This is a genomic window from Stenotrophomonas sp. Ste96, from assembly GCF_024519495.1.
Lineage (GTDB): Bacteria > Pseudomonadota > Gammaproteobacteria > Xanthomonadales > Xanthomonadaceae > Stenotrophomonas > Stenotrophomonas bentonitica_A.
This window is the reverse complement of record NZ_JALJRX010000002.1, coordinates 318,355-337,870: the sequence shown is the minus strand read 5'-3', so window position 1 is coordinate 337,870 and position 19,516 is coordinate 318,355. Positions and strand designations below refer to the sequence as shown.

At 61.2% G+C, this 19,516-nt stretch carries 11 protein-coding genes; all 11 read right to left on the bottom strand.

Translation table 11 applies throughout. From position 1 onward, the window contains the following. Positions 1 to 410: 410 nt before the first annotated feature. A complete protein-coding gene (locus OC373_RS08305; RefSeq protein ID WP_261997456.1) occupies positions 411 to 3,398 on the bottom strand; it encodes an HsdR family type I site-specific deoxyribonuclease in 2,988 nt (995 codons plus the stop codon). Then, complete coding sequence (locus OC373_RS08300; protein ID WP_261997455.1) at positions 3,391 to 4,584, bottom strand: restriction endonuclease subunit S; 1,194 nt, start codon at positions 4,582 to 4,584, stop codon at positions 3,391 to 3,393. The genes OC373_RS08305 and OC373_RS08300 overlap by 8 nt, the downstream gene beginning before the upstream one ends. Further along, the gene (locus OC373_RS08295; protein WP_261997454.1) at positions 4,574 to 6,250 is read right to left on the bottom strand and encodes an ATP-dependent helicase; all 1,677 of its coding nucleotides are present in this window, start codon (positions 6,248 to 6,250) and stop codon (positions 4,574 to 4,576) included. Before OC373_RS08295 ends, OC373_RS08300 begins: the two co-directional genes overlap by 11 nt. After that, complete coding sequence (locus OC373_RS08290) at positions 6,247 to 8,151, bottom strand: AAA family ATPase (RefSeq protein ID WP_261997453.1); 1,905 nt, start codon at positions 8,149 to 8,151, stop codon at positions 6,247 to 6,249. Before OC373_RS08290 ends, OC373_RS08295 begins: the two co-directional genes overlap by 4 nt. Then, positions 8,148 to 9,785 (bottom strand): class I SAM-dependent DNA methyltransferase, encoded by a 1,638-nt coding sequence (locus OC373_RS08285; RefSeq protein ID WP_261997452.1) that lies wholly within the window; start codon positions 9,783 to 9,785, stop codon positions 8,148 to 8,150. Before OC373_RS08285 ends, OC373_RS08290 begins: the two co-directional genes overlap by 4 nt. Next, positions 9,773 to 11,269 (bottom strand): class I SAM-dependent DNA methyltransferase, encoded by a 1,497-nt coding sequence (locus OC373_RS08280; RefSeq protein WP_180864529.1) that lies wholly within the window; start codon positions 11,267 to 11,269, stop codon positions 9,773 to 9,775. Before OC373_RS08280 ends, OC373_RS08285 begins: the two co-directional genes overlap by 13 nt. 455 nt (positions 11,270 to 11,724) lie before the next feature. Next, the gene (gene guaA, locus OC373_RS08275) at positions 11,725 to 13,290 is read right to left on the bottom strand and encodes a glutamine-hydrolyzing GMP synthase (RefSeq protein ID WP_261997451.1); all 1,566 of its coding nucleotides are present in this window, start codon (positions 13,288 to 13,290) and stop codon (positions 11,725 to 11,727) included. Between the two features lie 111 nt (positions 13,291 to 13,401). Beyond that, the gene (guaB, locus tag OC373_RS08270) at positions 13,402 to 14,859 is read right to left on the bottom strand and encodes an IMP dehydrogenase (protein WP_046273777.1); all 1,458 of its coding nucleotides are present in this window, start codon (positions 14,857 to 14,859) and stop codon (positions 13,402 to 13,404) included. A gap of 323 nt (positions 14,860 to 15,182) precedes the next feature. Beyond that, on the bottom strand, positions 15,183 to 16,064 hold the full coding sequence (gene folD / locus OC373_RS08265; protein ID WP_261997450.1) for a bifunctional methylenetetrahydrofolate dehydrogenase/methenyltetrahydrofolate cyclohydrolase FolD: 882 nt from the start codon (positions 16,062 to 16,064) through the stop codon (positions 15,183 to 15,185). Between the two features lie 146 nt (positions 16,065 to 16,210). Beyond that, positions 16,211 to 18,037, bottom strand: a complete 1,827-nt coding sequence (locus OC373_RS08260) for a monovalent cation:proton antiporter-2 (CPA2) family protein (RefSeq protein WP_261997449.1) — start codon at positions 18,035 to 18,037, stop codon at positions 16,211 to 16,213. A 276-nt stretch (positions 18,038 to 18,313) separates the two neighbouring features. Continuing rightward, positions 18,314 to 19,450: a molybdopterin-synthase adenylyltransferase MoeB gene (gene moeB / locus OC373_RS08255; protein WP_261997448.1), complete on the bottom strand. Its 1,137-nt coding sequence runs from the start codon at positions 19,448 to 19,450 to the stop codon at positions 18,314 to 18,316. Between the last annotated feature and the right edge of the window lie 66 nt (positions 19,451 to 19,516).

The following is a 19,516-nucleotide window of genomic DNA, read 5'->3' as shown; positions in this document are numbered from 1 at the left end:
AACCGAGGTGCCGCCGCGTGTCGACGGGCCCTGCGCTGCGACGCTCGCTCAGGGTCCGTCAACGAGAGAACCAGAGGTCAGGAAGTAACCCTCTGGGCGTAGCGCAGATCCCAACCATTTTCACGGCCCAAAGCCTCTAGCTGCCCCAGCCTGCGTAAGCCTTCACGATGAGGAGCTAGGACTATCAAGGACATCAAAGCCAGAGATATCAGCTTCCAGATCTCCTTATCCCCAGCGACCGAATACCCTCGCATAACGCATATTGGTTGCAAGTCGCTTTGGCTAATCCAGGTCCACATGCAACATGCGTCACCCGTTCAACCAAATGGCTACTCACCTAAACCAGTAGAGCATTCTTACAGCCAGCCCGATTATGCTAGCAAGGCCTCATTCGAAGACACCTGTAAACATTAGTAGTACTGCTTTATATAGCTATAGGCCTTGTCGAAGAGCTCTTCATCCGCGTGCAACTTATACTTGAAGAGAGCCTTTCGTAGCGCTTTCTTGACCTCACGCTCGCCTGCTTGCGTGCTTTGCCAGCCCGGAAAGCGAACAAGCCGCACGATCTCGTCAATATCCGAGACAACGCGTTCGACGATGATGGGCGTCTCAGGAGTCTTGATCTCGTTAAAAAGCTCGGTAAGCGCGGCCTTACCACGAACTTCGTCCTCTTCGGGCCCGATATCCTTCTCGGCTTGCAACGTCTCCTTGGCGATTTCCAGCAACTGCTTCAGAAACTCGACGCTGCTGATCTGACCGGACTCGAAGCGGTCTTTCAGCGCATCAAGCCGCTCCGATAGTTGCTTGAACTTGGGATTGCCGCCATGCCCGCGCAGCCGACGCTTGAGCTTGATCTCGAGTTCCTCGGCTTTCTTCGGGTCGGGATTCGACAGCACGGCCTCCAGCAGATCAGCGTCCAGCACCAGGGTGTCGAGATCATCCCGCACGGCGTCCACATGCACGTTCTGGTGGATCAGCTCGATGGTCTTGGCACCCAGCGAATGCCAGATCAGCTTGCCGTGACCACTGGACGGTTGTACCGACTGGTACACCTGCGACAACCACTTATAGTCCTTTTCGAAGCGGCCCAGTACGGCGTCCGGTGACAGCGCCTCCCAGATCTTGCTGAGCACGCTGTACTCGGCGGCAAAGCTGTCTCGCGCCTCATTGCTGGGCAGGCACTGCTGCGCGGCAATCAGGCCCTCATAACCCTGCAGGGTGCGGTCGCAGCCGGCGAAGAACGCCAGGCATTTCTGCATCGCCCCAGGCAGCTCGTTCCTCAACTCCTGGATGTTGCTGACCACCTGCTTGACGCTCTGGTCGTCGAACTCCAACGCTGCTGCCACATCATCGAAGATGCCGAGGTAGTCCACGATCAGGCCGTGGGTCTTCTGCTGGGAGTAAGTGCGGTTCACCCGGCAGATGGCCTGCAACAGTGTGTGGTCGCGCAGCGGCTTGTCCAGGTACATCGCCTGCAGAATGGGCGCATCGAAGCCCGTCAGCAGTTTGGCCGTGACGATGATCAGCTTCAGCGGATCTGCCGGATCGCGGAAGCGATCAAGCAGCCGCTCTTCCTCATCGCGTGAACGGTCATAGGCCGCGTACTCTGGATGCTCCTTCTTGTCTGATGCCTGCACCGACATCACGATGTCCGTGGCCTCGGGCGGCAGCAGCTTGTTCAGCTCAGTCTTAAATAGCAGGCAGGACTCGCGGTCGAACGTGACGATCTGGCCCTTGAAGCCGTTGGGCTCCACCTTGGTCTGGAAATGCTCGACGATGTCCTCGCACACCTTGCGGATACGTTCGGGCGTCTTTACCAGCACGGCCATCTTGGCGGCGGTCTTCGCGAGGTTGTCCTTGTCGAGATCCGACAGGCCGCCGGTCAGGTCTTTGTAGGCAGCGTCCAGCGCGGCCTTGTCGATGCGCAGATCGATTAAGCGGGGCTCGAAGTGCAGTTTCAGCGTGGCACCGTCGCGGATCGACTCCTCGAAGCCATACCGGCTCATGTAGCCTTTCTCGTCCTCGTCGGCGCCAAAGGCGTAGAAGGTGTTGCGATCGGCACGATTGATCGGCGTACCGGTCAGGCCGAACAGGAAAGCGTTGGGCAGCGCCTCGCGCATCTTTCGGCCCAAGTCACCTTCCTGAGTGCGATGCGCCTCGTCCACCAGGGCGATGATGTTGCTGCGGTCGTTCAGGCTGCCTGTGGCCTCGCCGAACTTGAAGATCGTCGTAATGATGATCTTGCGCACATCCTGCGCCAGCAGTTGCTGCAGCTTCTCGCGGCTGTCCGCCTTTTCCAGGTTGGGAATGTCCGCTCCGGTGAATGTGCCGGTGATCTGGCTATCGAGATCGATCCGATCCACCACGATCAATACGGTCGGGTTCTTCAGGCCGGCATGCATGCGTAACTTCTGCGCGGCGAACACCATCAGCAGTGACTTGCCCGAGCCTTGGAAGTGCCAGATCAGTCCTTTCTTGGGGTAACCTGCCAACACGCGCTCGACGAGCTTATTTGCCGCTTCAAACTGCTGGTAGCGGCAAATGATCTTAATGCGTTGCTTCTTCTTGTTATTGGCGAACAAGGTAAAGCTGCCGAGGATGTCCAGCACCACATGTGGGCGCAACATGCTCTCAGCGGCCAGCTTGAGCGACTTCATCGGGTGGTACTGACCATCCTCCCCATTGCGATCCAGATGCCACGGCCCCCAATCCTTGACTGGCAGGCCGATTGAGCCGTAGTGGTAGGCCTTGCCCTCAGTGGCCACCGAGAACACATTGCAAACGAAAAGCTCAGGCACGACCTTCTCGTAGTCGTCGTGCACCTGCACCGCGCCATCGACCCAGCTGATGCACTTCTTGACTGGCGTCTTGGCCTCTATCAGCACCAGCGGCAGACCGTTTACCAACAACACCAGATCGGCACGACGCTCAGTTGGGCCTGCGCGGTAGATGAACTGCTGGGTGACGATGTACTGGTTCTGCGCCAGATCATCCAAGTCAATCAACCGTACCGGCACATGCTCGTTGTTGGCGCCGAAGGGCATCGATCGCTCGCCACGCATCCAGGCGGTCATTTCCTCGTTGGCGCGGATCAAGCCATCCGAGCGCACCGACAACACGATGGCGCGCAGCTTGTAGAGCACTTCATCGGCTCGGTCGGGCTGAGCGGCAATCTCCGGGTTCAGACGGATCAGCGCCTCGCGCAACCAGGTCTCGACCAGCACTTCCTGAATCTGGCGCGGTACCTCAGCCAAGGCGGCGTAGCGCCAGCCGATACCTTTGGGACTGGGGCCGTAGCTGGCTTGAGGTTCCTGGACGGAGTTGGCTGGGACTGCCTTGACCTGGCCGGCGAGCAGATCACGGACGTAGGCTTCGACGGTGTTGGCCTCGTTAAACATTTCTTTGCCATCCAGCCAACGCTGCCGCAGAAATTTGTGTAACGAGCGAGCGGGTTGCAACCAGTCGTCCGCGCTGCAGGAGCACGGTTGCCCTTAGGCGATGTAGCTGCTCAAGTGCAGCACGCTGAGCATCAAGACTCGGAAGCCTAATGGGCATTTTCAGCAAATTGGCACGATTGATCTTCTTCATGCTCGCACTTGTTCCTGCCGCAATTCGCATCAGAAACTCGCGGGCGGAAGTCGTCTGAAGAACGGCCTCTAAGTAAATCGGATCAATCACGGCCGGCCTCGGTCTCAACCGCATCATCGTGTCTGGAAACGATACATCATCTCGTTCGTCATCGAAAATTCCGACATAGCCAACCCTGTCCGGTGTGTTGGAACGCGAAATGAGCAAATCACCTTTTGACAGTTTTGCTGAAAGCATTTTTCTGGTCGGCTCCACAGGTTTGAAGTCGCCCGTCACGTAACCATGCCGCGATAGCGCAGCAAGTCCCAGGACGAAATAACCTGTGTCTGCGTCTCTCGGCGGAGCACTGCAACCGCTATCAGGGGACCCCAGTAGTATATCTCCAAGAAGGACATCTTCGGCTACGCCCACAGCATTATTTCCAATCGCTTCGTTCTTGAACGACTGGAGTAACCCCTCCGCTGCTTTTATACTGCTTTCTTGAGTTTGAGCGGCATCCGTCGCAGTGCGCAGTAGCCTTACAAGTGACTCTTGCTCATCCTGCGGCGGTAGGGCGAACTCGAAATCAGCCAAACTTGCCCAGTTAGTCCGGGGGCTCAAGGAGCCTGCCGACGTACCCACGGCGTGATCGAAGAAGGCGTCGGTCTGGCAGATGAACGGCACCAGCGCAGGCAGCAAGACCTGCGCATCCTTGGTTTCCAATACATAGATATCACCGGAGCACACACCGGAGAAATCCGCCACAGCCACCTTCCGCTGGTAAGCACGTCGCTTACCGAACAGCACCTGCCCCGGTTGAAACACGCTGGTGAAGGTCACGCCGTCAGCGACGTTGCCCCAACTGCGGATGCGCAAGTCCCCTGGTTCGAGATGTTCCAGACCGACATAGCATTCAATGCCATCCGCCAACGGATCTTGACTGCGGGCTTTCGAGAGGCGCACCACGTCGCCGAATTTCACCCGACGCCAGCCGGGTTTCAAGAATTCATTCTTCATTTTCTGCACTCACAAACGGCGTGACGTAATCGAAGAACTCCTTGTGCGCATTTCGTTTTTCCTGCCAGCGATGTGGTTTGGAGGGCGGGGCTTCCCGTAGCTTGCTCATGGTGACAACCAGCCGCCGCTTCGCTCGCGAAACTCCTACGAAGAAACCACAGCGTTCTTCGTCAGGCTTGCCCCAAAACGTCTGATTCTCAACACCGAGGATGATGACCGAATCGAACTCCAGGCCTTTGCTCTTGTGGATTGTCAGAATGCGCACCGCCTTTTCATCCACAAAACGCTCAAGCGCCCTGGGCAATTCCGGCACAATTTCAAGCAGTTCTTCGATACGCACCTTGGTATCGCGTACGACCGCTTTGAGCCGATCTTGCGACTCGTAGTCGGGCGAGAGTGCTACCAATGTTTCATGCGGAATACTATTCAAAAACCCTCTCGCCGACTCCCACCAACCTGAGTAGGGCTCATCAATCAATTCCAGAAGTGATGCGCTCTTGCGCTGCGCCTTGATTAGACGATCAAAGTCCCGGCGGATACTGGTCTGGATTTCGTCATCGGCAAAAGGCACCAGCAAGTTCATCAGCCGCACCCATGCCTTGGGCTCACGCTTGCCGTAGATGCACGACAGGTAATCGACGACCAAGCGCGCTGCGGGTTCGGTGGCGATATCTTGCAGCTGTTGTTCGTTGCGGTAGGGAATACCTTTGGCGTCTAGCGCCGCAATCAGATGGTTGGCGTAGAGATCCGGTTGCTTTGAGATCAGCACAGCGATCTCCGAGTGTGGGACGAGTTCGTGATCAATCCACTCGCCGATCCGATCTGCTAGGTATTCAGCCTCTTGTCGGCTGTCTTCGAAGCCCCAAGCGAGGACCACTCCTCCATCCCCGGAAATTTTCTCTTCCGGCATGACCGATGTGGGGTCAAGCACGCGAATGATTTCGTTCTGCAAGCGCAACAGTCGCGGTTTCGAGCGAAAGTTGCGGTACATATTGAGCGGAGTCGCCGAAAAATCGGTTGCAAAGGTCTGGAAGATGCCATCGAGTGCACCGGCCCAGCCCATGATCTTCTGCTTAGTATCGCCGACAGCTGTCAGCCGTATGTTCGTACCCTGAAAGGCAAGCTTCACGAGTTCGTATTGCTGGCCAGTGCAGTCTTGGAATTCATCAAGGAAAACGTCGCTGTAGGTCTGACGAATAGCATTCCGCGGAAGCTTCGATGTTTTGAGTATCTGAATGGCGAGAGGCACCAGATCATCAAAGTCGATTTTCTTATGAGCCTCCTTGGGTTTCCCTAGCGTGTAGCCAGGCTCGAGAGCATTCTCGCCAGTCAGCACGGGGCGAAAACGATCAATGATGCGTTTGGCGAAAGCATGAAAGGTGTGACTGTCAAAGCGGGAAGCGAGCTCAGAGCCACAACGGCGCTGCACACGTTCCTTCAGATTTTTACTGGCATCCACCTTGAACGAAATCGCCAAAATTCGCTTGGGATATCTGCACGTGCCTGTGCGCAGGAGAAAATCCGCTCGCTGCGCCAGCATCTCGGTTTTCCCTGCGCCTGGCCCAGCCGTGAGTGCCAAGCAACGCTCCTGCTCTATAGCGGCAAGCAGTGCATTCGGCTCGAGCGTCAGCCCATCTGCAGGCTGCCAAGCGTCAATAGAAATCACTCGGGCAGCTCTGCCAGCTTGGCGCTAACGGCATCAGCCAGCCTGCTCAGTGATGCGGGCATGTCCTCCAGCAGCCCTGCATTCGTCAGTTGGGCCAGTGCCTCGATGTGGGCTGCCGGTTTGCTGCCGAGTTTGAACCGCTGGTGATAGGTACTGAACATTTTTAGTTCGTCTTCACTGTACTGGCTCGCGTCATTATAGCTTTTCCCAAGCACAGCCTTGATCGTTGATTCATCCGGCTCATCCGCTTCGACGCCGTAGGCATCGGGGAATGAAAGCAGCATAGCGAAGTCGAGGTCCATGGGATACGAGAAGTACACACCTCTTTCCTCAAGCTCCTCAAGATAGCCATCGTAATCCCGGACCATGTATTTTTTTGAATCCCACTTCGGGATCCCGTGGTTTTTGGGCAGCTTCTGTTCCGGCCGAAACTTTCCAAGTTGATCATTAACGTACTTGATCCGCCCCCAGCCAGCGGCGTAACGAGCCACATCCAGATCAAGCAGTGTCAGATATGGGATTTGCAAAGCCGAGAGCAGGCGCCAGAAGTGATTGACGTGCCTGCCCCCCAGAGGCGCAATCGTGACTGCTGATTCATCAACTGGCGCACCTTTGACCTGCAGCAGGCGTGGCAACACGATCTCTTCGCTATCGCCTTCGCCCAATACGACTAAACGCGAGAAATAGATCTCCGGAAATGCTTGGACGGCTTCCCGCACGAATTTGTGCGCTTCGTCAGTGCATTCGGGCAACTGAATGTCTGTGACGCGTGATTGCCGTGCTTCGGTCAGCCGCAGATAGCGGATGTACTCTGGCGCGACTCGTCGCAGCATTGACGGTGCATGCGTGGCGATGAGTGCTTGCGCGTCCGGGTGTTGAACCATGGTGTTCAAGGAACTAACGATGCGTCCCAGGTAGTGCGGGGAGAGGCTGTTCTCAGGCTCTTCAACAGCTACTAGCGTGAAGATAGGAGGGCGCAATTTATCTGGGTCAAACGATGTGTCTTGCCCGGCGAGCACGGCACGCCCAATGGCTTGAGACGATAGTGCGAGAGAGAGGTAAAGCATCGACTTCTGACCATCGCTCAGCCTGGAAAAATCGACCAGACTCTCATCGTGTCCAGGGGAAAATGAGACTGACATGTGGCGAAGCAAGGCTTCGATCTCAGAGGCCACAAAGGTGATCTTCGGATCGGCAAAGAACTTGCCTTTGTGCAGCGCGGCCCAAGTCGTTTTCAGGCTCTCGCTCAGTGTATTGACCGACGGATTTGCCGCCAAGCTGTCACTGATCTGATCGGTCAGCGCTTTAATCGCGTCGCGCTCGGCATCCCATTTCACTGCGCGAAGCATCCTTCCTAGAAGGGCGTTGGCGCCGTATGCGATGTGGCTGGCAGGATCACGCTGTGCCGGAAGATAGTGAACGTGGATATGGTTACGCTCGGCGCGCGGGACTTGCGCAGTACTGAGTGGCTCACCGTCAGCATCCAGGTCCAGTACATACGCCATGGATTCTTCGATATCGCCATCTGCTCCCAGGGTTGCACTGAGACGGTAACGAACGCGCGGAATACCGTCGGGCTCGTCCAGTCGCATGTGCGCAAAGTTTGGGGCAACGGTCGTGTTGTCTGCATCTTCTGCCAGCTCAGGAAAAAGGAAGTCGGCCTCGATCCAGAGGTGTCGTTCGTCTGGCGCTTCTTCTTCACTGCTGGGCACATGGAAATCTGAACGCAGAATCCTGCGCAGCGACGGGTCGAAGGCGAAGAGTCGGCACAAGGCCTGCAGTGCAGCCGTTTTACCTGAGCCATTCGGGCCAATCAGGTAGGTGATGTCTTCGAGCGTGATTTCAGTGGGATCTTCACCGAATGACCGGAAGTTCGACAGCCGAATTGTTTGGAGCTTCATTGGGTGTCCTCAGCCTTGGAAAGGCTATCCAGCGTTTCCACCAGCGCGTCCATCTGTTGCCAGAAGATGCGACCATCGGTTTGCCATTGATCCCAGGCTGAACGCGGCGAAACCGCGTCGCCATTGCTGTCGGTGGCAACGATGGCGGCAGCGCGCTTCACGTACAGTGGAATCGAGAGATTGCCCGCATTGGCGCCGATTTCGGTCAGGGTGGCGACCTTGGCGAATCCAGGCGCATCTTCAAAGGTCTTGTAGGCGGTCAGGATGCGCTGTTGATGCTCGGGCTTCAGAAAGCTCTGCGCCCGCTCCCGGCTGACCTCGCTCACCGCGTCGATGAAGATCACCTTGCCCTTGCAATCGGCGGCCTTCTTGCGGTTGCAGATGACGATGCACGACTCCATCGGGGAGTTGTAGAACAGGTTGGGACCCAGGCCGATGACCGCTTCCACCCAGTCTTGCTCGACCATCTTGGCGCGCATGGCCTGTTCTTCGTTACGGAACAGCACGCCGTGCGGCCAGAGCACAGCACTACGCCCCTTGGCGGTGAGGCTGGTCAGGATGTGCTGCTGGAAGGCGTAATCGGCGCGACCTTGCGGCGGCGTGCCAAGCGAGTTGCGGCCCCACCTGTCACTGCTCCAGGCCTCGCGATTCCACTGCTTGATGGAGTATGGCGGGTTGGCCAGGATCACATCGAACTGACGCAAGCGGTCGCCTTCGATGTGCTTGGGTTCGGCCAGGGTGTCGCCCCGGATGATTTCGAAGTCCTCCACGCCGTGCAGGAACAGGTTCATGCGGGCGATGGATGAGGTGATGAGATTGCGCTCTTGCCCGTAAAGCTTGAGCGTGCGGTATTCGCCACCCGAGCGCTTCACTTCGTCCAGCGCCGAGATCAGCATGCCGCCGGTACCGCAAGTGGGGTCGTAGATCGACTCGCCCGCCTGAGGCGCCAGGAGTTGCGTCATCAGGTGCACGACGGTGCGATTCGTGTAGAACTCGGCAGCCGTATGGCCGGAATCGTCCGCGAACTTCTTGATCAGGTACTCGTAGGCGTTGCCCAACTCGTCCTCGGGGACGTTGGCCACGGATAGTGTCTGGGTCGAAAAGTGCTCGATCAGATTTTTCAGCGTTTCATCAGGCAGGCGCTCGCGATTGGTCCAGGCCGCATCGCCGAAGATGCCGTCGAGCAGGTCCGGGTTGGCCGTTTCGATGACGCGCATGGCTTTCTGGATGGCTGCGCCCACGTTCTTCGGCGTCTGACGCACATCGGTCCAGTGAGCGCCTTGGGGGATCTGGAAGCGGTGGTTCTCGGCGAACTGTGCATACGAGAGGTCGCCCTTCGAGCTGGCTAGAGCCGCCTGGTATTCCTCCTCCCACACATCCGACACGCGCTTGTAGAACAGCAACGGGAAGATGAACTGCTTGTAGTCGCCGGCGTCGATGAGGCCGCGAAGCAGCACGGCTGCGCCCCAGAGATAGCTTTCGAGTTCTTGATGGCTGATGCGTTTGGTGCTGCAAGCTTTCTCTTGTTCCATCTGGGCAAACTTTTCCTTCAATCGAGAGCGCGCAGCATTAGCTAATTCTTCAGTAAATATCCTGTTGTCTTTGAATGGGCGGTCCGAACTCACTTCAGCCATCCCCCTTCAGTCATGACCTGCGCGAGCCGCTCTTCGGCTTCACGGCAGCGGGTGAGCGCGTCCTTGAATGTCGCGATAGCATCAGGCAGCGGTGGGATGTTTTCGTGCAATGGCGGCAAGACATAGCGCGGGATGTTCAGCGTCCAGTCTTCGGCCTTGATCTCGTCGAGACTGACTAAGCGGACTGCGTCCTGCACGTCAACAAAGCCGCGATACCAGCCGAGGATCTCGGCGGCGTGCTCAGGTTCCAGATAGTTCTGCGCCCGCCCACGACGGAACAGGCGCGACGCATCAGCGATCAGCACCTTCTTCTTGTGTTTGGTCGGCTTGCGCTTGCGCAAGACCAGGATGCACGCAGCTAGGCCGGTGCCGTAGAACAGGTTGGGCGCCAACCCGATCACCGCCTCAACCAGATCCATTTCCAGCAGCTTCTGGCGAATGCTGCCTTCCACACCTTTGCGAAACAGGGCGCCTTGGGGCAGTACCACGGCCATCCGGCCGCTGACGTCAGCCATTGACTTGACCATGTGCTGCACCCACGCGAAGTCACCGCTGGATGCCGGCGGCAGGCCAGCGAAGTTGCGCCCGTAGGGATCGTTGATCCAGAGTTCCTCGCCCCACTTCTCAAGCGAGAACGGCGGATTGGCAATCACACAGTCAAAGGTGGCCAGACGGTCACCTTCGAAGAAGGCCGGGCTGCGCAGAGTGTCACCACGCATCACATGGAAATCCTCGATGCCGTGCAGGAACAGGTTCATGCGAGCGATAGAGGAGGTAGTCAGGTTCTTTTCCTGGCCATAGAGCTTGCCCCATAGCCGCTTGACGTCACCATGCTGCTCCTTCACGTGCTGCACGGCAGCCAGCAGCATGCCCCCGGTACCACAAGCAGGGTCGTAGATGGTCTCGGCCTCCTTGGGATCTAGCATGTCGATCATCAGCCGCACGACGCTGCGTGGGGTATAGAACTCGCCAGCCTTCTTGTTGGTGGCGTCGGCGAATTTCTTGATCAAATATTCGTACGCATCGCCTAGCAGGTCCGAATTGACGTTAGTGTTGCCGAACGGCAGCTTGGAGAAATGCTCGATCAAGTCCTTGAGCAAGGCATCGGACAGCCGCTCCTTGTTTGACCACTGGGCATCGCCGAATACGCCGTACAGGGTTTCGGGATTGGCCTTCTCAATTTCGCGCATCGCACGCTGTAGGGCCGTCCCGACATTGCTGGCCTTAGTGCGAACGTCGTTCCAGTGGCTGTCTTCCGGGATCTGGAAGCGATGCGACTCCGGGAACCAGGCCAGTTGCTCGTCGCCAGTCTCGTCCACGATGTCTTGGTACTCCTCGTCCCAGACATCACAGATGCGCTTGAAGAACAGCAGCGGGAAGATGTAGGTCTTGAAGTCAGCCGCATCCACCGGGCCGCGCAGGATGTTGGCGGACTCCCAGAGGTGGCCCTCGAGCTGATTGAGGGTGAATTTCTGTTCGCTCACAATGCGCCTTTCTTATGACGTTCATATCAGCTTGATTGCTGATTTAAAACAGTGATGCGCTTGAAGCTCTCCTCGGGAGTACGCAGTCAGACAGGAGGCCAAGGAACTCCTCCAATCACACCCCAGCTACTGGAGCAACTGGATTCCAGCGCGCTGAATACTCACTTCCCAAAGAGAAGCGGAGCAAATTAATGTGGCCAGACGAACCATCTATGCCCTTACGATGGGCCCAATTCAGTCGGCCACTTCCCCTCCTGCTTCAATCGCCGCGAATACCAAGCCGCCCGTGCGCTGGAACACGCGAATCTCGAGTTCAGGGAGGTTTACCCCTTATTCTAGGCCAGTGAGACAGGCCCTGGGACACCTTAGGATGGCAAATGCCATCCTACAAATGAAAACGGCCTCAGCTCACCCTCTCCAACAAGGGCGCCTTTCGGCGCCCTCGTTCTTTCAACTCATTCCCACTCAATAGTAGCCGGCGGCTTCCCCGAGATGTCATAAACCACCCTCGACACCCCCCGCAACTCATTGATGATCCGGTTGCTCACCGTACCCAGGAAGTCATACGGCAGGTGCGCCCAATGCGCGGTCATGAAATCGATGGTCTCCACCGCACGCAGCGCAATCACCCACTCATACGCGCGCGCATCGCCCACCACGCCCACCGACTTCACTGGCAGGAACACGGCAAACGCCTGGCTGGTCTTGTCGTACAGGTCGGCCTTGCGCAGCTCATCGATGAAGATGGCATCGGCCTTGGCCAGCAGTTCGGCGTATTCGCGCTTCACTTCGCCCAGGATACGCACACCCAGGCCCGGGCCCGGGAACGGGTGGCGGTAGACCATGCTGCGTGGCAGGCCGAGTTCGACGCCGAGACGACGCACTTCGTCCTTGAACAACTCGCGCAGCGGCTCCACGAGACCCAGCTTCATGTGCTCCGGCAGGCCGCCCACGTTGTGGTGGCTCTTGATCACATGCGCCTTGCCGGTCTTGCTGCCGGCCGACTCGATCACGTCCGGGTAGATGGTGCCCTGTGCCAGCCACTTGGCGTTCTTCAGCTTGGTGGATTCTTCATCGAAGATGTCCACGAACAGGTTGCCGATGATCTTGCGCTTGGCTTCCGGATCGCTCACGCCTTCCAGCTTGGCGAAGTAGCGGTCGGCGGCGTTGACGCGGATCACCTTGACGCCCATGTGCTCGGCGAACATCGCCATCACCTGGTCGCCTTCCTGCCAGCGCAGCAGGCCGGTGTCGACGAACACGCAGGTCAGCTTGTCGCCGATCGCCTTGTGCAGCAGCGCGGCCACGACGGACGAATCGACGCCGCCGGACAGGCCCAGGATCACTTCGTCATCGCCCACCTGTTCGCGCACGCGGGCGATCTGGTCGTCGATGATGTTGGCGGCGGTCCACAGGGTTTCGCAGCCGCACACGTCCACCACGAAGCGGCGCAGCAGCGCCTGGCCCTGCAGGGTGTGGGTCACTTCCGGGTGGAACTGCACGCCGTACCAGCGCTTCTCTTCGTTGGCCATCGCGGCTACCGGGATGCGATCGGTAACGGCCGTCACGGTGAAGCCCGGGGGCGCGACGGAGACGTGGTCGCCGTGGCTCATCCAGACGTTCAACTTCGGCTCGCCGCCGTGGTCGCTCAGGCCCTTGAACAGCGCATCCGGGGCGACGACGTTGACTTCGGCATGGCCGAACTCACGCTGGTCGGCCGCTTCGGTGGCGCCACCGAGCTGGGCGGCCAGGGTCTGCATGCCGTAGCAGATGCCGAAGATCGGCAGGCCGCTGTCGAACACTTCCTGCGGCGCGGCAGGCGCGCCCGGCAGCGTGGTCGATTCCGGGCCACCGGACAGGATGATGCCCTTGGCGCCGAACGCGGCGATGTCGGCCGGGTTGTGGTCCCATGCCCAGATCTCGCAGTACACGCCGAGCTCGCGGATGCGGCGCGCGATCAGCTGGGTGTACTGGGCGCCGAAATCGAGGATGAGGATCTTGTCGTTATGGATGTTGGTCATGGTGCCCGGGCAATGCAGGAGTAAATACGGGAAACACAGCGTCGTTACCGGCGGCCGATAGAGAAAGAGGAACGGGAATCAGCTTCCTCGTTCCTCTTTGCTCACGCCGCATCAGGCGCGGTAGTTCGGCGGCTCTTTGGTGATCTGCACGTCGTGGACGTGGCTCTCACGTTGGCCGGCGCCGCTGATCTTGACGAACTTCGGCTTGGTGCGCATGTCATCGACAGTGCCGCAGCCCACGTAGCCCATGGTGGCGCGCAGGCCGCCCATCAGCTGGTGGATGATGCCGCCGACCGGGCCGCGATACGGCACGCGGCCTTCGATGCCTTCGGGCACCAGCTTGTCGGCGCTGGAGGCGTCCTGGAAGTAGCGGTCCTTGGACCCCTTCTCCATCGCGGCCAGCGAGCCCATGCCGCGGTAGCTCTTGTAGGAGCGGCCCTGGAACAGCTCGGTCTCGCCGGGCGATTCCTCGGTACCGGCCAGCAGGCCACCGATCATGATGGTGGAGGCACCGGCGGCGAGCGCCTTGCCGATGTCGCCCGAGTAACGGATGCCACCGTCGGCGATCAGCGGGATGCGATCCTGCAGCGCCTCGGCGACCAGGTCGATCGCGGTGATCTGCGGCACGCCGACACCGGCGACGACGCGCGTGGTGCAGATCGAGCCCGGGCCGATGCCGACCTTGACCGCGTCCGCACCGCTGTCCAGCAGCGCCAGTGCGGCTTCACCGGTGCAGATGTTGCCACCGACGACCTGCACCTGCGGGAAGTGCTTCTTGACCCAGCTGACGCGGTCCAGCACGCCCTGCGAGTGGCCGTGCGCGGTGTCCACCACCAGCACGTCCACCCCGGCGGCGACCAGCGCCTCGACCCGGCGGTCGGTATCGCCACCGACGCCGACGGCCGCGCCGACCAGCAGGCGGGTGGCGGTGTCCTTGGCGGCGTTCGGGTAATCGGTGTTCTTCTGGATGTCCTTGACGGTGATCAGGCCGCGCAGGGCGAAATCATCGTTGACGACCAGGATCTTCTCGATGCGGTTGCGGTGCAGCAGCTGCAGCACTTCATCGGAGGCCGCGCCTTCCTTGACCGTGATCAGGCGATCCTTCTTGGTCATGATGTGGCGGACCGGATCGTCCAGCTCGGTCTCGAAGCGCATGTCACGGTGGGTGACGATGCCGACCAGCTGGCCGCCGCCGTCCACCACCGGCACACCGGAGATGTTGCGCGCCTGGGTCAGGGCCAGCACGTCGCGGATGGTGGTTTCCGGGCCGACGGTGATCGGGTCGCGGATGACGCCGGCCTCGAACTTCTTGACCTTGGCGACTTCGGCAGCCTGCTGCTCGACGCTCAGATTCTTGTGGATGATGCCCATGCCGCCGAGCTGGGCCATGGCGATGGCCAGGCGGGCTTCGGTGACGGTATCCATGGCAGCCGAGAGGATCGGAAGCTTCAGCCGCAGGTCGCGCGTCAGGCGCGTTTCCAGACTGACATCCTTGGGCAGGATGATGGAATGAGCGGGGACGAGGGAGACGTCGTCGTAGGTGAGAGCTTCAGCCTGGATGCGCAGCATCGGCATACCCGAGATGTGGGGAAGCGCGACATTTTACCCTGATTCGGGCGTCTTTGGCAGGGGTCAGATGCGACGCTGTGTCGCGCCGACGGGCGGGGGGTAGAGCCGACCGTTGGTCGGCTGCCTCCGCCGGCACCGCCTGAACACGGTAGAGCCGACCGTTGGTCGGCTGCCTCTCGATCGACCTGCCACCGCGCCAAGAGCAGCCGACCAACGGTCGGCTCTACCAGGGGCAGCAGGCCAGGACCGCAGGGGCGGCAGGTGTCGGTGGGCCCGGGATCGCGGCCACAGCCTGCGCCGGCCAGCGGCCGGCACTACCCGGGTCAGAACGCCTCGGCCGCCTCGATCGTGTTCTGCATCAGGGTCGCCACGGTCATCGGCCCTACCCCGCCCGGGACCGGGGTGATCCAGCTGGCGCGCTGGGCGGCAGCCTCGAAGCCGACGTCGCCGACCAGGCGGCCATCATCCAGGCGGTTGATGCCCACGTCGATCACCACGGCGCCCGGCTTGACCCATTCACCCGGGACGATGCCCGGGCGGCCCACCGCAACCACCAGGATGTCGGCGTTGCGCACCGACTGCTCCAGCACGTCCTTGGGGGTGAATTTGTGGCAACTGGTGACGGTGCAGCCGGCAATCAGCAGCTCCAGCCCCATCGGGCGGCCGACATGGTTGCTGACACCGACGATGGTTGCGTTGCGGCCGCGCACCGGCTGGTCGGTGTGGCCCAGCAGGGTCACGATGCCGCGCGGGGTGCACGGGCGCAGGCCGAACTCACGCAGGGCCAGATGGCCGACGTTTTCCGGGTGGAAGCCGTCCACGTCCTTGCGCGGGTCGATCCGGTGGATCAGGCGGTTGGCGTCCGGGATGCCCGGCAGCGGCAGCTGGACCAGGATGCCGTGGATCTTGGGATCGGCGTTGAGCTGGTCGATCAGGGTCAGCAGTTCGGCCTCGGTGGTGCCGGCCGGCAGGTCGTAATCGAAGGCTTCGATGCCCACTTTCTCGGCCGCGCGGCGCTTGTTGCGCACGTACACGGTCGAAGCCGGATCGCCACCGACCAGCACCACGGCCAGGCCCGGACGGCTGCCACCGGCAGACAGGCGGGCATCGACCCGGACCTTGAGGCTGTCCAGCAGGTCTTCGGCGATGCGGCGGCCGTCGAGAATGCGGGCGGAAGAAGCGGTGTCGGAAGTCGGTGAGCTCATCGAGGGCAGCAGGCGTGGGGGCGACGGTCGTCTATTGTCCCCGATTCGGCCCGCCCCGCCCACCGGTAGTGCCGGCCGCTGGCCGGCAGCCACGCTCGCCCGGACAGCGCCACCTGGGTACCGGCCAGCGGCCGGCACTACCATCCTCATTCTTCTTCGGGTACCTGGTCCGCATTGAGCGTGCGCGCCTTGCGCTTGGGTGCAGTGAACGGCGTGGGCGTCGGCACGCCCGGCAACGCGCTGCCGAACACCATGTGCGCGCCTGCGCGCAGGCTGCCACCGGCCATTTCCAGCTCGAAACGCTCGGCATCCCGCTCGCGGATCTGCTCGGCGATCTCGCGCGCATCATCCGGATCCGCGCCCAGCTCCATCAGCGCGGCCTGGCCGAACTGCAGGGCCGATTCGAAGGTCTCGCGGATCTGGAAGTCCACGCCGGCATGGATCAGGCGCAGCGAATGTTCGCGATCGAACGAGCGCACCAGCAGCTTGGCCTGGGGGAACTCGTGGGTGACCAGTTCGACGATGCGATCGGCATCCTGGTCGTTGTTGACGCACACCGCGATCGCACGCGCGGACCCCGCGCCAGACGCATGCAGCACATCCAGGCGGGTGCCGTCGCCGTAGTAGATCTTGAACCCGAAACGCTCGGCGTTATGGATCATGTCCACGTCGTTGTCGATGATGGTCACATCCACATCGCGCGCCAGCAGCGACTGGCTCGCCACCTGGCCGAAGCGACCGAAGCCGATCAGCAGCACGCTGCCGGACAGGCCGTCGGCTTCTTCAACGCCATCGAGCGAGACTTCACGATCCGGCATGAGCTTGTCGTGCAGCAAAACGAACAGTGGCGTCAGCGCCATCGAAAGCACAACGATCGCGGTGAGGTTGGCGTTGACCTGCACGTCGATCACGCCGGCCACTGCCGCGGCGGAGAACAGCACGAACGCGAACTCACCACCCTGCGCCATCACCACGCCGCGGTCCAGCGCCTGGCGATGATCGCTGCCGAGAATCCGCGCGACCACGTAGATGCAGACCGCCTTGGCCAGCATCAGCGCGAACACACCGGAGACGATCAGCGGCCAGTTGTTGGCGACCACGGTGAGGTCCAGCGCCATGCCGACGCTGAGGAAGAACAGGCCGAGCAGGATGCCGCGGAACGGCTCGATATCCGCTTCGATCTGATGGCGGAAGGTGGATTCGCTGAGCAGCACGCCCGCAAGGAACGCGCCCATCGCCATCGACAAGCCACCCAGCTGCATCAGCAGCGCGGCGCCGAGCACGACCAGCAGCGCGGCCGCCGTCATCACTTCGCGAGCCTTGGCGGCAGCAAGGATGCGGAACAGCGGATTGAGCAGGAAGCGGCCGACCAGCACCAGGCCGACGATCGCACCGGCGGCGATACCCACGGTGACCCAGCGCGAGCTCTCGCCCGCATCGCTGTGCACCGGCGCCATGAAGGCGACCACGGCCAGCAACGGCACGATCAGCAGGTCTTCGAACAGCAGGATCGAGACGATCTTCTGGCCGGTGGGCAGCGCGATGTCGCCGCGCTCGGCGAGCAACTGCATCACCACCGCGGTGGAGGTCAACACGAAACCGGCCGCGCCGATGAAGGCCACCGGCAACGGGAAACCGAGCAGCATGCACACGCCGGTCAGCACCGTGCCGCAGACCACGATCTGCAGTGTGCCCAGACCGAAGATCTCGTTGCGCAGGCTCCACAGATGCGAGGGCCGCATCTCCAGGCCGATCACGAACAGGAACATCACCACGCCGAGCTCGGCGGTATGCAGGATGGCCTGCGGATCGGAGAACCACCCGAACCCGAACGGGCCGATGGCCAGCCCGGCGGCGAAATAACCCAGCACCGAGCCCAGCCCAAGCCGGCGGAACAGCGGCACCATGACCACGGCCGCACCCAGCAGCGCCACTACTTTCACCAGTTCACTGGCACCTGCTTCCACCGCCATGCGGTTGCTTCCCCGGACTACACAAGATGGGTCAACGATAGGGCAAAGCGCGGAAGGGCAATAGCGCGGATGATGCGTTTAATCGTACTGAATTCAGAACGATATCGAACCTGGATGCCAGATCGTCCCGAAATCGCGACCGAACCCAGGGGTAGAGCCACGCCATGCGTGGCTGCGCTGACCTGGCGGCCCCTCGCCAACGCATCCACGCAGGGCGTGGATCTACGTGGACCCTGGCGAACCGCATCCACGCAGGGCGTGGATCTACGCGGCCCCTCAGGCGCTGCAGAACGCCGCGTAATCGATGTACCCGGGGAAGTCGCGCCCAGGCGCGCACAACGGGCAACCCGGGTCGGGCCGCAGCCGCGTCTCGCGGAAGCGCATGCCCAGCGCGTCAAAGGTGAGCAGGCGGCCGATCAGCGGCTCGCCGATGCCGAGCAGCAGCTTGAGCACTTCGGTGGCCTGCAGCAGGCCGACCATGCCCGGCAACACGCCGAGCACGCCCGCCTCCGAGCAGTTGGGCGCAAACTCCGGCGGCGGCGGCTCGGGGAACAGGCAGCGGTAGCACGGCGCGGTGCCGCGCTGGCGGCCGGCATCGAACACGCTGACCTGGCCGGTGAAGCGCTCCACCGCGCCATACACCAGCGGGATGCGGTGCTGGAGGCAGGCATCATTGAGCAGGTAGCGCAGCGGGAAATTGTCCGAACCATCCAGGACCACGTCGACACCCTCCAGCAGCGCATCGATGTTGTCCGAGGTGACCCGCGCCTGCACGGCCTCCACGTCCAGCGAGGGATTGAGCGCGAGCAGGCGTGCGCGCGCCGAGCGCACCTTGGGCTCGCCGACGCTGGCATCGGTGTGGATGATCTGCCGATGCAGGTTGCTGCGGTCCACCACGTCGTCATCGGCGATGCGCAGGTGCCCTACCCCGGCCGCGGCCAGGTAGAAGCTCGCCGGTGCACCCAGGCCGCCCGCGCCGAGCACCAGCACGCGCGAAGCGAGCAGCGTCTTCTGGCCTTCGATACCGACCTGCGGCAACAGCAGATGACGCGAGTAACGCTCGTTGAAGTCGCGCTCGGCATCGCTCTGCATCGGCTGCACCAGGGGCAGGCCGTCACCGCGCCAGGCGGTGGTGCCGCCGTGGACGGAGGCGACATTCGTGTAGCCCAGGTCCGACAGGAAAACCGCGGCCTCCATCGAACGCCTGCCGCTCTGACAGATCAGGACGACCTCGCGGTCGGCTGCCGGCAGGTGGGCGTCTGGCTCGGCCTGGAGATCGCCCTTGGCGATGCCGAGCGCGCCTTCGGCCATGCCGGTGGCGCGTTCGTGCGCCTCGCGGATGTCGATCAGCAGCGCGCCATGGGCGAGGCGTTCGCGGGCCTGCGCCGGAGTGAGTTCGGGGATCGTGCTCATGCGGGGATTATCGCGCACGGGCGCTCCGGCAGCCCAAATGAGAAGAGCCGGCTTGCGCCGGCTCTT

Excerpts from the sequence above, each read along its gene's own strand:
- OC373_RS08305 (WP_261997456.1), bottom strand. The coding sequence starts at position 3,398 with ATGTTTAACGAGGCCAACACCGTCGAAGCCTACGTCCGTGATCTGCTC.
- OC373_RS08300 (WP_261997455.1), bottom strand. The coding sequence starts at position 4,584 with ATGAAGAATGAATTCTTGAAACCCGGCTGGCGTCGGGTGAAATTCGGC.
- OC373_RS08290 (WP_261997453.1), bottom strand. The coding sequence starts at position 8,151 with ATGAAGCTCCAAACAATTCGGCTGTCGAACTTCCGGTCATTCGGTGAA.
- OC373_RS08285 (WP_261997452.1), bottom strand. The coding sequence starts at position 9,785 with ATGGCTGAAGTGAGTTCGGACCGCCCATTCAAAGACAACAGGATATTT.
- guaA (WP_261997451.1), bottom strand. The coding sequence starts at position 13,290 with ATGACCAACATCCATAACGACAAGATCCTCATCCTCGATTTCGGCGCC.
- guaB (WP_046273777.1), bottom strand. The coding sequence starts at position 14,859 with ATGCTGCGCATCCAGGCTGAAGCTCTCACCTACGACGACGTCTCCCTC.
- folD (WP_261997450.1), bottom strand. The coding sequence starts at position 16,064 with ATGAGCTCACCGACTTCCGACACCGCTTCTTCCGCCCGCATTCTCGAC.
- OC373_RS08260 (WP_261997449.1), bottom strand. The coding sequence starts at position 18,037 with ATGGCGGTGGAAGCAGGTGCCAGTGAACTGGTGAAAGTAGTGGCGCTG.
- moeB (WP_261997448.1), bottom strand. The coding sequence starts at position 19,450 with ATGAGCACGATCCCCGAACTCACTCCGGCGCAGGCCCGCGAACGCCTC.